This window comes from Nocardia sp. Marseille-Q1738, from assembly GCF_965283145.1.
Window position 1 is genome coordinate 1,247,553 of sequence record NZ_CBDIMS010000001.1, and the last position, 17,599, is coordinate 1,265,151.

Below are 17,599 nucleotides of genomic sequence, written 5' to 3' on the forward strand. Positions count from 1 at the left end.
GCGTGGCCTAGGACTCATTGTCGTGGCCTGCCTCCGGCGTAGTCTTACTACGACACGTCGTAGATACGCAGGAGGTCGGCTTGAGTGCCCTGGACATCTCCCGATGGCAGTTCGGCATCACGACGGTCTATCACTTTCTCCTGGTGCCGCTGACCATCGGTCTCGCGCCGCTGGTCGCCGCCATGCAGACGGCATGGGTGATCACCGGCAAGCAGCACTGGCTGCGGCTGACCAAGTTCTTCGGCAAGCTGTTCCTGATCAACTTCGCGCTCGGTGTCGCGACCGGCATCGTGCAGGAGTTCCAGTTCGGCATGAACTGGAGCGAGTACTCCCGGTTCGTCGGTGATGTGTTCGGCGCCCCGCTTGCCCTGGAGGGTCTGGTCGCCTTCTTCATGGAGTCGACGTTCCTGGGCCTGTGGATCTTCGGCTGGACCCGATTGCCGAGACTGCTTCACCTCGGCGCCATCTGGATGGTCGCCATCGGCGTGAACGCCTCGGCGTACTTCATCGTCGCGGCCAACTCGTTCATGCAGCATCCGGTCGGCGCGAAGTACAACCCGGAGACCGGGCGCGCCGAACTGGAGAGCATCGTCGCGGTGCTCACCAACAACACGACGCTGGCCGCCTTTCCGCATGTGGTCGCCGGATCGTTCCTCACCGCGGGCACATTCGTGGCGGGCATCGCGGGCTGGTGGATGGTCCGCAACGCTCGAACCCGCGACGAAGTGAAACTCGCCGAGGCGCGCACCATGTGGCGGCCCGCCGCGCGGGCGGGCATCGCCGTGCTGATCGTGTCGCTGGCCGCGCTGGTCTACACCGGAGACGTTCAGGGCAAACTGATGTTCGAACAGCAGCCGATGAAGATGGCGTCGGCGGAATCGCTGTGCCACACCGCCACCGACCCGCACTTCTCCGTGCTCACCGTCGGCACGCACAACAACTGCGACAGCGTCATACACGTGCTCGAGGTGCCGTACGTGCTGTCGTGGCTGGCCGAGGGCTCGTTCAGCGGGGTGACCCTCGATGGCGTCGTCGACCTGCAGAAGGCCTACAACGAACACTTCGGCGTCGGCGATTACCGGCCGAACCTGTTCGTCACCTACTGGTCGTTCCGTGCCATGATCGGCCTGGCCGCGGGCTCGGCGCTACTCGCCATGGCCGGGCTGTGGCTCACCCGCCGGGGCCGGGTGCCGGACCAGCAATGGTTCTCCTGGCTGAGCCTGTTCGCCATCCCGACACCGTTCCTGGCCAACAGCGCCGGATGGGTGTTCACCGAGATGGGGCGCCAGCCGTGGGTGGTGGTGCCGAATCCCACCGGGGACCCGAACCTGCGCCTCACCGTGCAGCAAGGCGTCTCGAACCACTCGCCCGGCGTCGTGCTGTTCTCGCTGATCACCTTCACGCTGCTGTACGGCGCGCTCGCGGTGGTGTGGTTCTACCTGATGCGCAGGTATGTGATCCATGGGCCGGATCCCGTCGCGCCGGTACCGGGCGAGTCGCGCGATACCGACGAGACCTCCGGCGGCCGCCGCGCCGAAGAACCTGCCGTCGAACAACTTTCGTTCGCGTACTAGGAGCCGGCGATGAGTTTGCAAGAGTTCTGGTTCGTCCTGATCGGCGTGCTGTTCACGGGCTATTTTGTGCTGGAGGGTTTCGACTTCGGCGTCGGGATGCTCATGCCGATCCTGGGCAAGGGGTCCGATACGCGTCGGCGCGTGGTGCTCAACACGATCGGGCCGGTGTGGGATGCCAATGAGGTCTGGCTGATCACCGCGGCCGCCGCGATGTTCGCGGCGTTCCCGGAGTGGTACGCCAGCCTGTTCTCCGGCTTCTACCTCGCGCTGCTGCTGGTGCTCGTCGCGCTGATCCTGCGCATCTGCGCCATCGAGTACCGCGGCAAGATCGATGACCCGCGCTGGCGCGCCCGCTGCGACATCGGCATCGGTATCGGTTCCTGGATTCCGGCGCTGGCCTGGGGCTGGGTGTTCGCGAACGTGGTGCACGGGGTTCCGCTGGACGAGAAGAAGCAGTTCGCCGGCTCGGTCGCCGACCTGTTCGGGCCGTACGCCCTGCTCGGCGGATTGGCCACCGGACTGCTGTTCGCGCTGCACGGCGCGATGTTCCTGGTGCTCAAGACCGGTGGCGAGGTGCGCGACGACGCGCGGCGCGCCGCCCGCCTGCTGCTGCCGCCGGCCGTGGTCGTGATCGGTGGATTCGGGCTGTGGACCCAGGTGTCCTACGGGACCGGGTGGACCTGGATTCCCTTGGCGCTGGCGGTGCTCGGGCTGCTCATCGCGGCAGCGGCCGACTTCGCCCAGCGCGACGGGTGGGCGTTCACCGGCACCACGGTGACCGTGGCGGCGGCGACCGCGTTGCTGTTCGGGTCGTTGTTCCCGAATGTGCTGCCCTCGACGATCGACGCGGCTTTCGACCTGACCATCCACAACGCGTCCTCGACGCCCTACACCTTGAAGGTGATGAGCTGGGCGGCGGCGTTTATCGCGCCGGTCGTGGTGGTGTACCAGGGGTGGACGTACTGGGTGTTCCGCAAGCGGATCACCGTCGAGCAGATTCCCGCCCCGGTGGGGCTGCCCTTGGGCCCCGTGCAGGATTGATGCCATGGCCCGTCCGCCGATCGATCCACGCCTGTGGCGGTACGCCCGCTCGGCGCGTAGCTACCTGGCGCTGAGTGTCGCGCTGTCGCTGCTGATCACCGGTGCGATCGTGCTGGCTGCGGTGCTGATCGGACGAGTGCTGGCCGGGGTCGTCACCGATCCGGGCCGGCGCACTCTCGGCGCGTGGACGATCGAACTGACCGTCCTCGCGCTCGCGCTCGCGGTCCGGGTGCTGGCTACCTGGTTCCAGTCCAGGCTGGCCCATCGGGCGGGCGCGAGCGTGGTGGCGGAGCTGGAAACGGCGGTGCTCGCGGCGGGCGCGCGGCTGTCCCCGCGCGAACTCGAGGCGCGCCGAACCGAGTTGGCCGTGGTGGTCGGCGCCGGGCTGTCCGGGCTGCGCGGCTACCTGGTCGGCTACCTGCCCGCGCTGCTGCTGGCGGGACTGGTTCCGCCGATCGTGCTCGCGGTGATCGCGATGCACGATCTGACCTCCGGTGTGATCGTGGTGATCACGTTGCCGCTGATCCCGGTCTTCATGATTCTCATCGGGCTGCTGACCCAGGGGCGCGCCGAAGCCACGCTCGCGGCCACCACCCGGCTGTCGGATCAGTTGCTCGACCTGTTCGCGGGCATGCCGACATTGCGGGCGCTCGGCCGGGAGACCGGCGAGGCCGAAGCCACCCCCGAGCCTTCCCCACACGCCGGACAAGTCGCCGCCGACTCCGGTCCGCTGGGCGAAACTGCCGGACGCGTGCACACCATGCAGCACCGCGTGCGAGATCTCGGTGACGCGTTGCGGCTGCGCACCATGCGCGCCCTGCGAATCGCCTTTCTGTCCTCGATGGTGCTGGAGTTGCTCGCGACGCTGAGCGTGGCGCTGATCGCGGTTTCGATCGGGCTGCGCCTGGTGTTCGGCGAGATGAGCCTGTATGCGGGGCTGGTCGCTTTGATCCTGGCGCCCGAGGTCTACCTGCCGCTGCGCATGGTCGGCGAGCGTTTCCACGCCGCCCAGGACGGCATGGCGGCCGCGGACAAGGCCTTCGGGATTCTCGAATCGGTGCCTGCCGGGCGGGGCCACCGAGCGAGTGCCACCGAGCACACTGCTTCGTCGGGAGCATCGGTTGCAGGACAGCGCGATACACCGCTACGTGGGATGGCGTCGGGCGTGCGCGAGCGCGATGGGGAGGAGCTCAGCGGTCCCGGCATGCGCAGTGCGGAGCGGGACAACCCGGCGGTGAGGTCGAACGCCATGCGCGATACGGCAGTCCACGAGTCCGATGTCGCCGATCGTGTTCCTGCGCCGTCAGCTCCGTCTGGCGAGGCGACGGCACAGCGCGGTATTTTCGGCGATACCGCAGGCCGTGGACTGGTCGAGGTGAGCGACCTCTCGGTCCGCGCACGGGACGGGTTCGCGCCCGCAGGGCTGTCGGCGACGTTTTCGCCCGGCTCCCTCACTGTGCTCGCCGGGCCCAACGGAAGCGGGAAATCGACGGCGGTGCAGGCCATCCTCGGCTTGATCACGCCCGATCGGGGTGTGGTGACCGTTGACGGGAACGATCTGCATGAGCTGGATTCGGAGCGATGGTGGGCGCGAGTGGCGTGGCTGCCGCAGCGGCCGGTGCTCGTTCCCGGCACACTGCGGGACAACCTCGAACTGCTCGGTGCACAGACGGTGGACCGCTCCGCGCGGGGACCGGCCCGGGTTGTCGACGACCTCGAAGCGGCGTGCGTCGCCACCGGTTTCGACGCCGTGCTCGCCGAGCTGCCGGACGGATGGAACACCATGGTGGGACCCGGCGGTGTCGGATTGTCCCTGGGCCAGCGCCAACGGCTCGCGCTGACCAGGGTGCTGGCCGCCGACCGCCCGGTCCTGCTGCTGGATGAGCCCACGGCGCATCTGGACGCCACCGCGGAGGCCGCGGTACTGGCCGCGCTCCAGGTACGAGCTCGCGCGGGCGCCACGGTGGTGGTCATCGGGCACCGTCCGACCGTGCTGGCCGCGGCCGACCATGTCGTCCAGGTTCGCGCCGAGCACGCCGAGGTCGTCGGATGAGCACGCGGAACATCGGTCGCACCACGTTGCTGGAAGATCTGCGCCGAATGTGGGCGCTGCTCGAGTTGTCCCACTGGCGGGTGGCGGTGGCGATCGCCTGGGGTGTGCTCGCGTTGGGTAGCGGGCTCGGTCTCGCCGCGCTGGCCGCGTGGTTGATCGCTCGCGCCTGGCAGATGCCGCCGGTGCTGGACCTGAGCATCGCCGTGGTCGCGGTTCGCGCCCTCGGTATTTCGCGGGGACTGTCCCGGTATATGGAACGCCTGGCCACGCATGATGTCGCCCTGCGCGCCATGACGACGGCCCGCACGACGGTCTATCGAACGCTGGCCCGCTCGGACTTCTGGCTGCGTCGGCCGGAGCCGTCGAACAGTGGTGCCGACGGGTCCGGCGCGGGCGGAGGTTCCACTCCGCCGCGCCGGGGTGATCTGCTCGTTCGGGTCGGCAGCGACATCGATGATCTCGGGGCGGTCGTGGTGCGGGTAATCGTGCCCGTCGCGGTCGCCGTCGTGCTCTCGCTGGCCGCGGTCGGCCTGCTGGCCACGATCTCGGTGGGTGCCGCCGCGATCCTGGCGGGCGCGCTCGTGCTGTCCGGTGTCGTCGCTCCGTGGCTGTCGGCCAAAGCGGCGCGTGCGGCCGAGCGCGCCGTGCGCGCCGATCGCGCCGAGTTCACCGCGCGGTCCCTCACGGTCCTCGACCACGCGGCCGAGCTACGCGTCGCCGGGCGGCTCGATGCCGCACTCGACATGGCGGCGGACTCCGCACGCCGGGCCGTCGCTGCGGAGGACACCGCGGCCTCGCACAGCGCTTGGTCGGCAGCTGCCACGCCGCTGTCGATCGGCGCCAGCGTGCTCGGCGCTTTGCTGATCGGCATCACCCTCTACGGCCCCGACGGCGGGACCACAGGTGCGATGACGCCGATGGCGCTCACCGTGCTGGTCCTACTGCCCCTGTCGGCTTTCGAGGCGGTCGGTCCGTTACCCGCTGCCGCGCAGACACTCACGACCGCCCGCGCGGCCCTGCATCGCCTGGCCGGATTCGAAGGCGATCCGGCGACCATGGCCGCGCCGAACCTCGGCACATCGCCGACCACACACACCGCCGCAACGACGGTTACTCGAACCGGCGATGACGCAATCGCCGCTGCGCACCCTCGCGGAGACGATTCGGCGACGGCGACTCGTCCGCTCGAGGATGGAGCGGCAGCCGTGGAGTTCGATGAAGCGGCAGCACCCCGCATGGGTGAGCCGATGGCAGGGCGCTGGATAGGGATGGTCGGTTCGGGCCGTGCGACAGGCGTCCGCGTGCCGGAGCTGCCGGCGGGGCGACGGATCGCGGTGGTCGGGCCGAGCGGCGCCGGGAAGACGACGCTGCTGATGGCATGGGCGGGTCTGTTCGGCACGCCGCGCCCCGGCGTCACCTTCTTCGCCGAGGACGCGCACCTGTTCGGCACCTCGGTGCTGGAGAATCTGCGGGTCGCGCGCGGCGATCTCACCGAGGCGGACGCCGAGAAAGCCTTGCGGACAGTTGGTCTCGGTGCCTGGCTGGACGGACTGCCAGAGGGAGTGCACACCGATCTGGTCGGGGGAGCGGCGGCCGTGTCCGGCGGTCAGCGCCGCCGCATCCTCCTCGCGCGTGCCCTCGTGTCATCCGCTCGTGTGTTGCTGCTCGACGAACCGACCGAGCACGTCGAGGCCGAGGCCGGGGCGCGGCTGCTGCGTGCCCTGCTGGACGTCGACAGCGGACTCGTCGAACCGGATCGCGTCGTGGTCGTCGTCACGCATCAACTGCCTCTGGATCATCGGGCCGACGCGGTGCTGCGTATCGATGCATCAGGGCAGCTGACAACCGATTTCGCGGCCAACGGCACCCGGGGCGGCGCCCCCGATTCCGCCCACCGAGAAATTCCGTTGCCGACCTGCTGACGCCTCGCTAGATTCGTTCGTACACGAGGAAGGAGGTGGTTCGAAGAATGAATATTTCTAGGACACGTGAGGTGGCTGTCCGCTAGCGCCACCGCTGCAGGTGGATTTCGCCCGCGCGAGCGCTGAGCGAATTCCAGGCAGTCACCCGGCCCCCGAGCCCCGGTCTGTCCGACCGGACTCGTGCGTATAACACCGCACCGGTTACGGCTCGGGGGCTGTTCCGCCTCTCCGGGTCTTTAGGCCGTACTAGTTAGGTGCCACACGGGCTGGTGACAGGTCCTGCGTTGGGTGCAGCGTGAGTTCTGGGCGTACCCGGTGAGTTACCTATGTGCTTGCGAAAGCTGTCCCGCCTCTCCGGGTATTCAGGCCGTACCAGTCGGTGCCACCGGATCCGCGTTCAGGTCCTGCGTTGGGTGCCGCTCGAGTTTTGGGCGTTCCCGGTGAGTTACCCATGTGCTTGCGAAATCAGTTGTCGCGTCGGTCTGTAGTGGCACTGCTTCCGTAGCTCAGCGGTATTTACCTCAACCGATGTAGCGCTGCAAGCGGGCCGAGAGGCGGGGTTCGAGGGGGCCGTCGGCTACGACGCGTTCTTCGACGTAGGCCAAGTCGCCGCCTTCGACGATGCCGTAGAGGCGCTTGGCGCCGCCGACGACGACGCCGGACTGGCTGCGGATCACCACATCGGTGGCCAGCTCCCAGGACGACTGGGTCAGCGCCTGTCCGTAGAACAGCTCTACGATGCCGCTGCTGTGGGTGAGCAACAGCTCGATGACCTCGTCGTTGCCGTCGATGCCGACTCGCCAGAAGCCGCTTTCGCGCAGATCGGGACCGCCGTAATTGCCTTCGGCGTCGATGACCCAGGACTTGGATTCCCAGGAGAGGAAGTCGCCGCCGTCATGTGAGACGACGATCTGCTGGCCGAATCGGTAGTCGCCGCGCTCGGGATCGTTGCCCTCGCCCTCGCCGCGCCAGACGCCGACCAGCGGCAGCAGCGCGAGCATCGAGGCGCTCAGATCCGGCCCGAGCCGCAGATTGGCGGTCTCCTCGGGCAGCGGTAGATCCGGCAGGACCGGGATATTGCGTGCGCTGGTCGATTTCGCCCGTTCGGCCGCGTCGGCCACGGCTCGGTCGCCGCTGCGGCGAGCAGCGGTGTCGGCCGGAGCGCTCCCGTTCAGTTGTTCACTCGCTCGCTCGGCCGGATCGGAACCTTCGCTCGCGAGTTCGCTCATGATTCGGTGAACAGCCGGTAGAAGACGTACAGGCCGAACCAGCCGATCAGCACGGCCACAGCCACCAGCAGAATCTCGAAGAAGAGGACCACGTTTTGAAGTTTAACGACACCCGCACCGCCACACGCAAACGGCCCCGGCGCTTCCCTGGAAGGAAAGCGCCGGGGCCGTTCGGCGGGTGCGGTGTGCTACTTGGCGACCGCGACGTCGACGGCGTGGATGCCCGCGCCCTCGGGGCGCACCTCGGCGGAGCCGTTGCCCGCCGAGGACAGCGCGCGCACGGTCCACGCGCCGGGAGCCGCGAAGAACCGGAAGTCACCGGTGCCCGAGGCGACGACCTCGGCGGTGAAATCACCGTTGCCGTCGAGCAGGCGCACGAACGCGCCGCCCACCGGCTGGCCGTCGGTGCTCAGGACGCGGCCGGTGATGACCGTCTCCTTCTCCACATCGACGCCGGCCGGAATGGCCTGACCCTGTGTCGGTGCTGCACACATATTGATTACTCTCCCAACTCGATCGGTGCGCCGACGAGAGAGCCGTACTCGGTCCAGCTCCCGTCGTAGTTCTTGACATTCTGGTGGCCGAGCAGTTCCTGCAGGACGAACCAGGTGTGCGAGGAACGCTCACCGATCCGGCAGTACGCGATGGTCTCCTTCTCGCCGTCCAGCCCGGCCTCTTTGTAGATCTCGGCGAGTTCGGCGTCGGACTTGAAGGTGCCGTCCTCGTTCGCGGCCTTGCTCCACGGCACGTTGATGGCGCCGGGGATGTGGCCCGGACGCTGGCTCTGCTCCTGCGGCAGGTGCGCGGGAGCGAGGATCTTGCCGGTGAACTCGTCAGGCGAACGCACGTCGACCAGGTTCTTGGTGCCGATGGCCGCGATGACCTCGTCGCGGAAGGCGCGGATCGACAGGTCCGGCGCGGCGGCCTTGTACTGGGTGGCGGGCCGGTTCACCGGCTCGGTCGACAGCGGGCGGCCCTCCAGCTCCCACTTCTTACGGCCACCGTCGAGCAGCTTGACGTTGTTGTGGCCGTACAGCTTGAAGTACCAGTAGGCGTACGCGGCGAACCAGTTGTTGTTGCCGCCGTACAGGATGACCTCGTCGTCGTTCGAGATGCCGCGCGCCGAGAGCAGGTCGGAGAACTGCTCCTGGTTCACGAAGTCGCGACGAACCTGATCCTGCAGGTCCTTCTTCCAGTCGAGCCGGACGGCACCCTCGATGTGCCCACCGTCGTAGGCGGAGGTGTCCTCGTCGACCTCGACGAAGACCACGCCGGGGGCGTTGAGGTTCTCTTCGGCCCAGTCAACGGAGACCAGGACATCGGAGCGAGCCATTGTTTTCCTTTCAGAGATGACGTGCAGGGTTCAGTTCGATGCCGGGGACCCGGCGGTGTTCGCGTCAGGGCCGGAGGCGGAAGCTTGCGCAACCTCGGAGGGTTCGCGAACCCCGCCGACCGGACCGGTCCGGCGGAGCCGGGCGACCAGCGGATAGATCTGGCAGCCCAGGCAGATCCCGAACGCCGCGTTCAGGAACGCCGCGAACAGGGCGAAGCCGGCGAATACGGCGCCGACGACTGTGGAGCCGAGCGCGAAGCCCAGCAAGCTGGCGGCCGCGAAGACGAGGCCGAGCAATTGTGCGAACCGCAGCGGAGCCACCGGCTCGGTCGCGCCGGCGGGCGCGAGCCTCGGCGCCACGAACGCGGCGTAGATCCGGCCGTAGGGGTGGCGGCGTGGACCATAGGCGGCGCCGATGGCGAAGGCGATCGCCTGCAGGGCGATCAGCACTGCCGCGGTGACCGCGGAGAACGCGGCGGCGACCAGGACCAGAACGAGGACCCCGGTGGTGACCCACGCGGTGAAACGGGGTCCGCGGACGTCGACCTGGTCGGTGGAAGTGGGAGCTATTCCGGAATTATTGCGGATCTGGGTGGACATTATGCGTACTCCTGCGCTGAATAAGTCTGATAACTGGAAAATTGCCAGTTCGCCGGGGGATCAGGGATCACTCGCGCGGCGGACAGCGGTCGGCGTCAGGGAATTCGGGGAGGCCGACCGATCAGCGGCACAGGCAGCAACAACCACCGAGCCGACACAGATCCACTGTGCGGCGTCGGGTGAGCATCAGCTCGTGGTTGGCAAGCACGGGAAGGAGTTTACCCAATTCCGCGGGGGAATTGGACCCGGGGGGCGTCACATCCGTCGAGAGGCCTTGTCCTCGCAGCTCAGACGGCGCGTCTTCGTTCGGCCTCAGGCGGCCGCGGTGAGTGGCTCCAGCGCGGAGTGCAGATCCGTGGCCTTCGGCACGCCGGAGATGCGGAACCGTTCCCTGCCCTCGACGTCGAAGACGAAGGTGGTCGGCAGCGAGAGCACGTTCAACTCGCGCGCGAGCGCGGGCTCGGCGTCGATATCCACCTCGATGTCCTGCGGCGGTTGCGGCGATCCCTTCAACTGGTCCGTGACATTGGCGACCACCCGGCGAACAGCGGCGCACGGTCCGCACCACTCGGCGGAGAAATGCAGCACCGCGGGACCGGCGCCGGTCACGCCGACGGCCGCGAGCAGTTCGGCGCGCGCCGACTCGGTCAGGTCGATGGCGTTCCCCGCGCGTACCTTGCCGTGACGGCGGCGCAGCAGGACGCCCACGGCCAGCGCGGCGAGCAGTACCACTGCCAGGATGGTGAATGCGGTCATGGTCGGTGCAATCGGTCGAGGTCGATCGTGACGTTCACGCCCTTGCCCTCCACGACGATCTGGCCGCCCTGGGCGGAGACCTTGGTGGGCCGGACACCGAACGGCAACTCCTTGGTGTCGATGGTACGGGTGAACCTGGCGAGCACGGCAGGGCGATCGGCCTCGGTGATCACCGCCACCGGCACGGTCTCGGTGCCGGGGCTGCCGCGATAGAAGCCGGTCGCCACGATCTTCACCTGGTCGCCGTCGAGGAACAGATCGGCCTGCACGCTGACTTTTTCGCCGCCGTACTGCGCGCCGGGGGTCTCCGGCAAGGTGCCGGTGAGCACCAGCGCGCCCGTGGTGGTCATGCCGGAGCCGCCCGATCCGCCGGTCCCGTCGGACTTGTCCGCCGGACGCGAATGCACCTGTAGGTCGGGAATGGTGAACAGTCTGCCGAGCTCGGTGGGCTCCACCCGCAGCCTGCTGTCCACCCGCTCCACGGGGACGCCGCGCAGACTGCCGTCGACCAGTTCGCCCAGCGGCAGCCGCACCCCGGTCAGCGTCGCCTCCAGCGCGGTCTCGCCGGGGATGTCGTCTCGGTTGGCCCGCGCCCGGATCTCGACGTTGTCGTAACGGCTGTCCCACGCCTGGCCGAGGAATGGGAAACCGTGAATCGTCACCTCGGGGTCCGCGGTGAGATCGGCGCCGTCCCGCAGCGCCCGTGACACGCGGTACTCCGAATAGGCGGCGGTGCTGAAGTCGACGACGATCGCGAATCCGGCCAGGCACAGCAGGCCGATGATCAGCTTCCGCATGCTCCCCCGTCTCTCCGGGTCTCGGGCCGCGCCGGTCGGGCGCCGCGCGGCACGCGTTCGAATTCCGCGCCGGGCAATCCGCGGGTGCTGGGGCTGCCCGACGTGTAACCCATGTAGGCACCCTATCGGTTGGCCCGAACCCGGCTCCGGCGTGTCCTCCGGTCCGGGGCCCGACCCCGGAATGCGTGGTCATCCGGGGTTACGCGCTAATCTTGCATCCGATTACCTGTGATTAGCGACGTGGCTACAGCAATGCTGCCGCATCCGCGACGCTACGAGATGGGAGGAGGGCCTGTGGAGCTGCTCCTGCTTACCTCCGACCCCAACCCCGAGTCGGTGTTGCCGTCGCTGGCGTTGCTCGCGCACAATGTGCGCCCCGCGCCAACGGAAGTGGCCTCGCTGCTCGAAGCCGGCACCGCGGATGTCGCCCTGGTGGACGCGCGGACCGACCTGGCCGCCGCCCGTGGGCTCTGCCGTCTGCTCGGCAGTACCGGCTCCTCCGTGCCGGTGGTCGCCGTGCTCACCGAGGGCGGTCTGGTCGCGGTGAACGCCGACTGGGGACTCGACGACATCCTGCTGCCCGGTACCGGACCGGCCGAACTCGACGCCAGGCTGCGGCTGCTGGTCGGGCGCAACGGCGGCGTGGCCAGCCCGGAGAACACCGGCAAGATCACCCTCGGCGAGCTGGTGATCGACGAGGGCACCTATACCGCGCGGCTGCGCGGACGCCCGCTCGACCTCACCTACAAGGAGTTCGAGCTGCTGAAGTACCTCGCGCAGCACGCGGGACGGGTGTTCACGCGCGCGCAGTTGCTGCAGGAGGTGTGGGGTTACGACTTCTTCGGCGGCACCCGCACGGTCGACGTGCATGTCCGGCGGTTGCGCGCCAAACTCGGCAGCGAGTACGAGTCCCTGATCGGCACCGTCCGGAACGTGGGCTACAAGGCGGTGCGTCCGTCGCGGGCCGCGGGCAAGGGCGGCGAACCGGTGAACCTCCCGGACGATGAGAACGAGGGCACCGACGATTCCCCTTTCGCGCCGATCAACGGTTCCGCGCCGTGAGTCCTCGCGGCCGGTGGCCGCGTTCTCTCCGCTAGCCCTCGTATCGCGATCGGCCGATATCGAAATGCGGCCGGCTCCCATGACGTTGCCAGGAGCGGAACTCCGCACGGAGTCCGATGGCTCGAAGAACGGAGGCCGATGAGCGGCGTGACGACCCTGTGGATCGATCGTCCGGACGAGGACATGGCGCGGGCGATCACCGATCTGCTCGCGCGGGCCACGGCCGCCGATGGCGTCGCGCCGATCTCGGAGCAGGCGGTGCTGTCGATGACCTCCGGCGACCACACCGCTGCGCGTCATCTGCTCGCACGGCGCGGCGGCGCGATCGTCGGATACGCGAATCTCGTTCCCGCGCATGGCGAACACCCGGCGATGGCGGAGGTCGCGGTCGACCCGCTCGCCCGCGGTCAGGGAGTAGGTACCGATCTGGTCACGGCCGCGCTCGCGGCAGGCGGTCCAGGCGCGCGGGTGTGGGCACATGGTGATCGGCCCGCAGCCAAATCCCTCGCCGCCGGTCTCGGGCTGCGTACGGTGCGTGAGCTGTGGCAGATGCGGCGGTCGCTGGCTACATCGGAGCTACCCGACCTGGCCGTGCCGGACGACATCGTGCTGCGCAGCTACGCCGGTCCCGCCGACGACGCGGAGTTGCTGCGGGTGAACAAGGCCGCCTTCGCTTGGCATCCCGAACAGGGTGGTTGGACCGAACGCGACATCGAGATCCGCCGCGCCGAGCCCTGGTTCGACGCGAAGGGCCTGTTCCTCGCCTTCGACGCCGCCGCGCCCGGCCGCCTGCTCGGATTCCATTGGACCAAGGTGCATTACGAGGAGCGCCCGCCGCTCGGTGAGGTCTATGTGGTCGGCATCGACCCGGCGGCGCAAGGGCGGGGGCTCGGCCGTCTGCTCACGCTGGCCGGATTGCGCCACCTGCGCGACCGTGGTCTAGCCGAGGTGTTGCTGTATACCGAGGCCGACAATGCCGCCGCGGTGCGCACCTATACCCGTCTCGGGTTCGCTACGGCTCATGTCGACGTCGCCTACGCGGCGGCCGAGGCTGAATAGCAGGCGGCGGACCCGGTGGCCTGGAGTAAAACTGGGGCAAACGTCACATATACCGGGTGCAATCGCGCCGGGCTGTTCACCCTCCGTTCACCCAGGTCGGTCCAACTGTCAACCACATGACCCTACGTTGAGTGAGGGCAGCACACTGCTGCCTGGTGCGCAAGTTCCCCGCGAACAGCACCACATCACCCGTCCGGGCCGGTGAGGGACCGGACGAGTAGAACGCCATTCCGGAGGAATAGTGAATTTCAAGCGCAGCAGCGCCCTCGTTGGTGTGCTGGCCGTCGGCGCCATGACACTCGCGGCGTGTGGTAGCGACGACAACACCTCGACCGACTCGGGGAACGTGGCCAAGGTCGACGTCGCGTGTGGCGGTAAAGAGGCGCTCAAGGCCAGTGGCGCGTCGTCGCAGAAGAACGCGATGGAGCGCTTCATCGCCGCTTACGAGAAGAACTGCGATGGCGCCACGCTCAACTACACCTCGAGCGGTTCGGGCGCGGGTGTGAGCGAGTTCCTCGGCGGCCAGACCGATTTCGGTGGCTCCGACTCGCCGCTGAGCTCGAAGAAGGACGAGCCGAAGAAGGCCGCCGACCGCTGCGGTTCGCCCGCGTGGAACCTCCCCGCGGTGTTCGGCCCGGTCGCCATCACCTACAACATCGACGGCGTGACCGACCTCGCGCTGGACGGCCCGACCGCCGCCAAGATCTTCAACGGTGCCGTGACCACCTGGGACGCACCCGAGATCAAGGCGCTGAACCCGAACGCCAAGCTGCCGTCCGAGCCGATCGCGGTGGTCTTCCGCAGCGACGAGTCGGGCACCACGGACAACTTCCAGCTCTACCTGGATGCCGCTTCCGACGGCGCCTGGGGCAAGGGCGCAGGCAAGGCCTTCGCCGGTGGCGTCGGCGCCGGTTCGAAGGGCAACGAGGGCACCTCGGCCGCGGTGAAGAGCACCAAGAACTCGATCACCTACAACGAGTGGTCCTTCGCGAAGGCGCAGAACCTGTCGGTCGCGCGCATCATCACCCCGGCCGGCAAGGACCCGGTGACGCTGAGTGTCGAGTCGGCGGGCAAGGCGATCGAGTCGGCGAAGATCTCGGGTCAGGGTAACGACCTGGTCATCGACACCTCCTCGTTCTACAAGCCGACCGCGGCGGGCGCGTACCCGATCGTGATGCCGACCTACGAGATCGTGTGCTCGAAGTACGCCGACGCCAACACGGCGAAGGCGGTGAAGGCCTTCCTCACCTCGGCGGTCACCAACGGCCAGCAGGGTCTGGACGAGGCCGGGTACATCCCGATCCCGGAGCAGTTCAAGACCAAGCTGACCACCGCCATCAACGCCATCTCCTGATAGCGAACCCATGACCGTGCACGACGAAGTTGCCGCCGCTGGACAGTCGGATTCGACTGCCCAGCGGGCGGCCGGAGATACTGCGCTCATGCCGAGTAAGCCGAGCACCGAACCGGCCGGAGCCGGGCGCCGTCACAGTCCGCGTGCGGAGATCATCTTCCGCTCGCTGGCCACCGCGGCAGGTGCGATCATCGTCGCCTCCATCGCGCTGATCGCGCTGTTCCTGTTGATTCGAGCGGTGCCTTCGGTACTGGCGAACGACGCGAGCTTCTTCACCAGCGCCGAGTTCAACACTTCCGACGCCGACAACCTACGGTTCGGCATCCGGGATCTGTTCATGGTGACGGTGCTGAGTTCGATCTTCGCCTTGGTGCTGGCCGTTCCGATCGGCATCGGCATCGCGCTGTTTGTCACGCACTACGCGCCGAAGACATTGGCGCGGCCGTTCTCGGTGGTCGTCGATCTCCTGGCGGCGGTGCCTTCGATCGTGTTCGGTCTCTGGGGAATCCTGGTTCTCGCTCCGCAGCTGGAGCCGGTGCAGACGTTCCTCAACGACAACCTGGGCTGGCTGTTCCTGTTCTCGGACGGCAATATCCCGCTGGCCAGCGGTGGCACGATCTTCACCGCGGGCGTCGTGCTCGCGGTGATGATCCTGCCGATCATCACGTCGGTCAGCCGCGAGGTGTTCAACCTCACTCCCCGCGCGCACATCGAAGCGGCCCAGGCGCTCGGTGCGACGAAGTGGGAGGTCGTCCGGATGACCGTGCTGCCCTACGGGCGCAGCGGCATGATCGCCGGGGCCATGCTCGGCCTCGGCCGCGCGCTCGGCGAGACCATCGCCGTGCTGATCGTGCTGAAGACGGCCGCGCAGCCGGGGCAGTGGTCGGTGTTCGACGGCGGCTACACCTTCGCCTCCAAAATCGCCTCGGCCGCGGCGGAATTCAGTGAGCCGCTGCCGACCGGCGCGTACATCGCGGCAGGCTTCGTGCTGTTCGCGCTGACCTTCGTCGTGAACGCGCTGGCGCGTCTGGCCGCCGGCGGAAGGGTGAACGGGTGATGACCACGTCGACATTGGACCGGCCGGTCAAAGCCCCCACCTTCCGGCATGTGAGCCTGAGCCGGCGGGTGCGCAACAATCTCGCGACCGGATTGGTCTGGCTGGCCTTCGGCATCGCGCTGGTGCCGCTGGGCTGGGTGCTGCTCATGGTGGTCACCAAGGGTTTCGACGCCGTGGTCACGGCGAACTGGTGGCAGAACTCGCTGAAGGGCGTGCTGCCCAATCAGTTCGCGGGCGGCGTCTACCACGCGATCTACGGGACCATCGTGCAATCGCTGGTCGCCACGGTCATCGCGGTGCCGCTCGGCATCATGGCCGCGGTGTATCTGGTCGAGTACGGTCGCGGAGCCCTGGCCAAGACCACGACGTTCATGGTCGACATCCTGGCGGGCGTGCCGTCGATCGTCGCGGCGCTGTTCATCTTCGCGCTGTGGATCGCGACGCTCGGGTTCCCGCAGAGTTCGTTCGCCGTGTCGCTGGCGTTGGTGCTGCTGATGTTGCCGGTGGTCGTTCGCAGCACCGAGGAAATGCTCAAACTGGTGCCCGACGAGCTGCGTGAAGCGTCCTACGCCCTCGGCGTCCCCAAGTGGAAGACGATTGTCCGCATCGTGGTTCCGACCGCGCTGCCCGGCATGATCAGTGGCATTCTGCTGGCCATCGCCAGGGTGATGGGTGAAACCGCTCCGGTGCTGGTGCTGGTCGGCTACAGCAAGTCGATCAACACGGACATTTTCGACGGCAATATGGCGTCGCTGCCGTTGTTGATCTACCAGGAGCTGGCCAACCCCGAAGCCGCCGGACGGGCGCGGGTCTGGGGTGCGGCATTGACTCTCATTCTCATCATTGCCCTCCTGTACCTGGCGGCGGCGGTCGTCAACCGGCTGCTCACGCGGAACCGATAGAAGCGGAACGGATTACCGAAAAATGGCCAAGCGGATCGACGTCAAAGATCTGAACATCTACTACGGCAAGTTCCATGCCGTGTCCGAGGTTTCGCTGACCGTACTGCCGCGCAGCGTGACCGCCTTCATCGGTCCCTCCGGCTGTGGCAAGTCCACCGTGCTGCGGTCGCTCAACCGCATGCACGAGGTAACCCCGAACGCCCGGGTCGAGGGCGCGGTGCTGCTGGACGGCGAGGACATCTACGGCACCCAGGTCGACCCGGTCGGCGTGCGCCGCACCATCGGCATGGTCTTCCAGCGGCCGAATCCCTTCCCCACCATGTCCATCCGGGACAACGTGGTCGCGGGGCTCAGGCTGCAAGGTGTGCGCAACAAGAAGGAGCTCGACGAGGTCGCCGAGCGCTCGCTGAAGGGCGCCAACCTGTGGAACGAGGTGAAGGACCGCCTGGACAAGCCGGGCGGTGGTCTCTCCGGCGGTCAGCAACAGCGTCTGTGCATCGCGCGTGCCATCGCGGTGTCGCCCGACGTGCTGCTGATGGACGAGCCCTGCTCGGCGCTGGACCCGATCTCCACGCTGGCGATCGAGGACCTGATCACCGAGCTGAAGAAGGAATTCACCATCGTCATCGTCACCCACAACATGCAGCAGGCCGCGCGCGTGAGTGACCAGACCGGCTTCTTCAACCTGGAGGCGCAGGGCAAGCCGGGCAAGCTGATCGAGATCGACGACACCGAAAAGATCTTCTCCAACCCCTCGCAGAAGGCCACGGAGGACTACATCTCGGGTCGCTTCGGCTGATTCCCGCCACCGAACGCGTCCCGGTCGACGCGGCATAGCACGGCGAAAGTCCTGGGCAGCA

Annotated in this window: 16 protein-coding genes; 10 read left to right on the forward strand and 6 right to left on the reverse strand. The window is 67.8% G+C overall.

What is annotated here, in order from left to right; genetic code table 11:
* Positions 1–80: 80 nt before the first annotated feature.
* From ACWPXK_RS05735 to cydC, 4 genes are read left to right on the forward strand one after another with little or no spacing between them, the layout of a single operon-like run.
* Positions 81–1,574, forward strand: a complete 1,494-nt coding sequence (locus tag ACWPXK_RS05735; protein ID WP_454194923.1) for a cytochrome ubiquinol oxidase subunit I — start codon at positions 81–83, stop codon at positions 1,572–1,574.
* 9 nt (positions 1,575–1,583) lie between these two features.
* A complete protein-coding gene (gene cydB / locus ACWPXK_RS05740; protein WP_454194924.1) occupies positions 1,584–2,615 on the forward strand; it encodes a cytochrome d ubiquinol oxidase subunit II in 1,032 nt (343 codons plus the stop codon).
* A 4-nt stretch (positions 2,616–2,619) separates the two neighbouring features.
* Positions 2,620–4,668: an ABC transporter ATP-binding protein/permease gene (locus ACWPXK_RS05745; protein ID WP_454194925.1), complete on the forward strand. Its 2,049-nt coding sequence runs from the start codon at positions 2,620–2,622 to the stop codon at positions 4,666–4,668.
* Positions 4,665–6,590, forward strand: coding sequence for a thiol reductant ABC exporter subunit CydC (gene cydC, locus ACWPXK_RS05750; RefSeq protein ID WP_454194926.1), 1,926 nt, complete (start codon positions 4,665–4,667; stop codon positions 6,588–6,590). Before ACWPXK_RS05745 ends, cydC begins: the two co-directional genes overlap by 4 nt.
* Before the next feature lie 521 nt (positions 6,591–7,111).
* Here cydC and ACWPXK_RS05755 read toward each other — a convergent pair.
* The 6 genes from ACWPXK_RS05755 to ACWPXK_RS05780 all read right to left on the reverse strand — a co-directional run bounded on the left by ACWPXK_RS05755 (position 7,112) and on the right by ACWPXK_RS05780 (position 11,305).
* Positions 7,112–7,819: an FABP family protein gene (locus ACWPXK_RS05755; RefSeq protein WP_454194927.1), complete on the reverse strand. Its 708-nt coding sequence runs from the start codon at positions 7,817–7,819 to the stop codon at positions 7,112–7,114.
* 188 nt (positions 7,820–8,007) lie between these two features.
* Entirely contained in the window at positions 8,008–8,313 is a 306-nt protein-coding gene (locus ACWPXK_RS05760; protein WP_040773727.1) for a DUF1416 domain-containing protein, read from the reverse strand.
* A 5-nt stretch (positions 8,314–8,318) separates the two neighbouring features.
* Positions 8,319–9,152 (reverse strand): sulfurtransferase, encoded by an 834-nt coding sequence (locus tag ACWPXK_RS05765; RefSeq protein WP_454194928.1) that lies wholly within the window; start codon positions 9,150–9,152, stop codon positions 8,319–8,321.
* Between the two features lie 30 nt (positions 9,153–9,182).
* Positions 9,183–9,752 (reverse strand): DUF4395 domain-containing protein, encoded by a 570-nt coding sequence (locus tag ACWPXK_RS05770; protein WP_454194929.1) that lies wholly within the window; start codon positions 9,750–9,752, stop codon positions 9,183–9,185.
* Between the two features lie 312 nt (positions 9,753–10,064).
* Complete coding sequence (locus ACWPXK_RS05775) at positions 10,065–10,508, reverse strand: thioredoxin family protein (protein WP_454194930.1); 444 nt, start codon at positions 10,506–10,508, stop codon at positions 10,065–10,067.
* Entirely contained in the window at positions 10,505–11,305 is an 801-nt protein-coding gene (locus tag ACWPXK_RS05780; protein WP_454194931.1) for an LmeA family phospholipid-binding protein, read from the reverse strand. The genes ACWPXK_RS05775 and ACWPXK_RS05780 overlap by 4 nt, the downstream gene beginning before the upstream one ends.
* Before the next feature lie 294 nt (positions 11,306–11,599).
* On the opposite strand from ACWPXK_RS05780, the gene ACWPXK_RS05785 reads away from it, so the two are divergent.
* From ACWPXK_RS05785 to pstB, 6 genes are all read left to right on the forward strand, one after another.
* Entirely contained in the window at positions 11,600–12,367 is a 768-nt protein-coding gene (locus ACWPXK_RS05785; RefSeq protein WP_454194932.1) for a winged helix-turn-helix transcriptional regulator, read from the forward strand.
* Between the two features lie 138 nt (positions 12,368–12,505).
* Entirely contained in the window at positions 12,506–13,426 is a 921-nt protein-coding gene (mshD, locus tag ACWPXK_RS05790; protein ID WP_454194933.1) for a mycothiol synthase, read from the forward strand.
* A 241-nt stretch (positions 13,427–13,667) separates the two neighbouring features.
* Positions 13,668–14,780 (forward strand): phosphate ABC transporter substrate-binding protein PstS, encoded by a 1,113-nt coding sequence (pstS, locus tag ACWPXK_RS05795; RefSeq protein ID WP_454194934.1) that lies wholly within the window; start codon positions 13,668–13,670, stop codon positions 14,778–14,780.
* Between the two features lie 88 nt (positions 14,781–14,868).
* The gene (gene pstC, locus ACWPXK_RS05800; RefSeq protein ID WP_454194935.1) at positions 14,869–15,837 is read left to right on the forward strand and encodes a phosphate ABC transporter permease subunit PstC; all 969 of its coding nucleotides are present in this window, start codon (positions 14,869–14,871) and stop codon (positions 15,835–15,837) included.
* On the forward strand, positions 15,837–16,739 hold the full coding sequence (pstA, locus tag ACWPXK_RS05805; RefSeq protein ID WP_454194936.1) for a phosphate ABC transporter permease PstA: 903 nt from the start codon (positions 15,837–15,839) through the stop codon (positions 16,737–16,739). Before pstC ends, pstA begins: the two co-directional genes overlap by 1 nt.
* A gap of 22 nt (positions 16,740–16,761) precedes the next feature.
* Complete coding sequence (pstB, locus tag ACWPXK_RS05810) at positions 16,762–17,538, forward strand: phosphate ABC transporter ATP-binding protein PstB (protein ID WP_454194937.1); 777 nt, start codon at positions 16,762–16,764, stop codon at positions 17,536–17,538.
* The last annotated feature ends 61 nt before the right edge of the window (positions 17,539–17,599 follow it).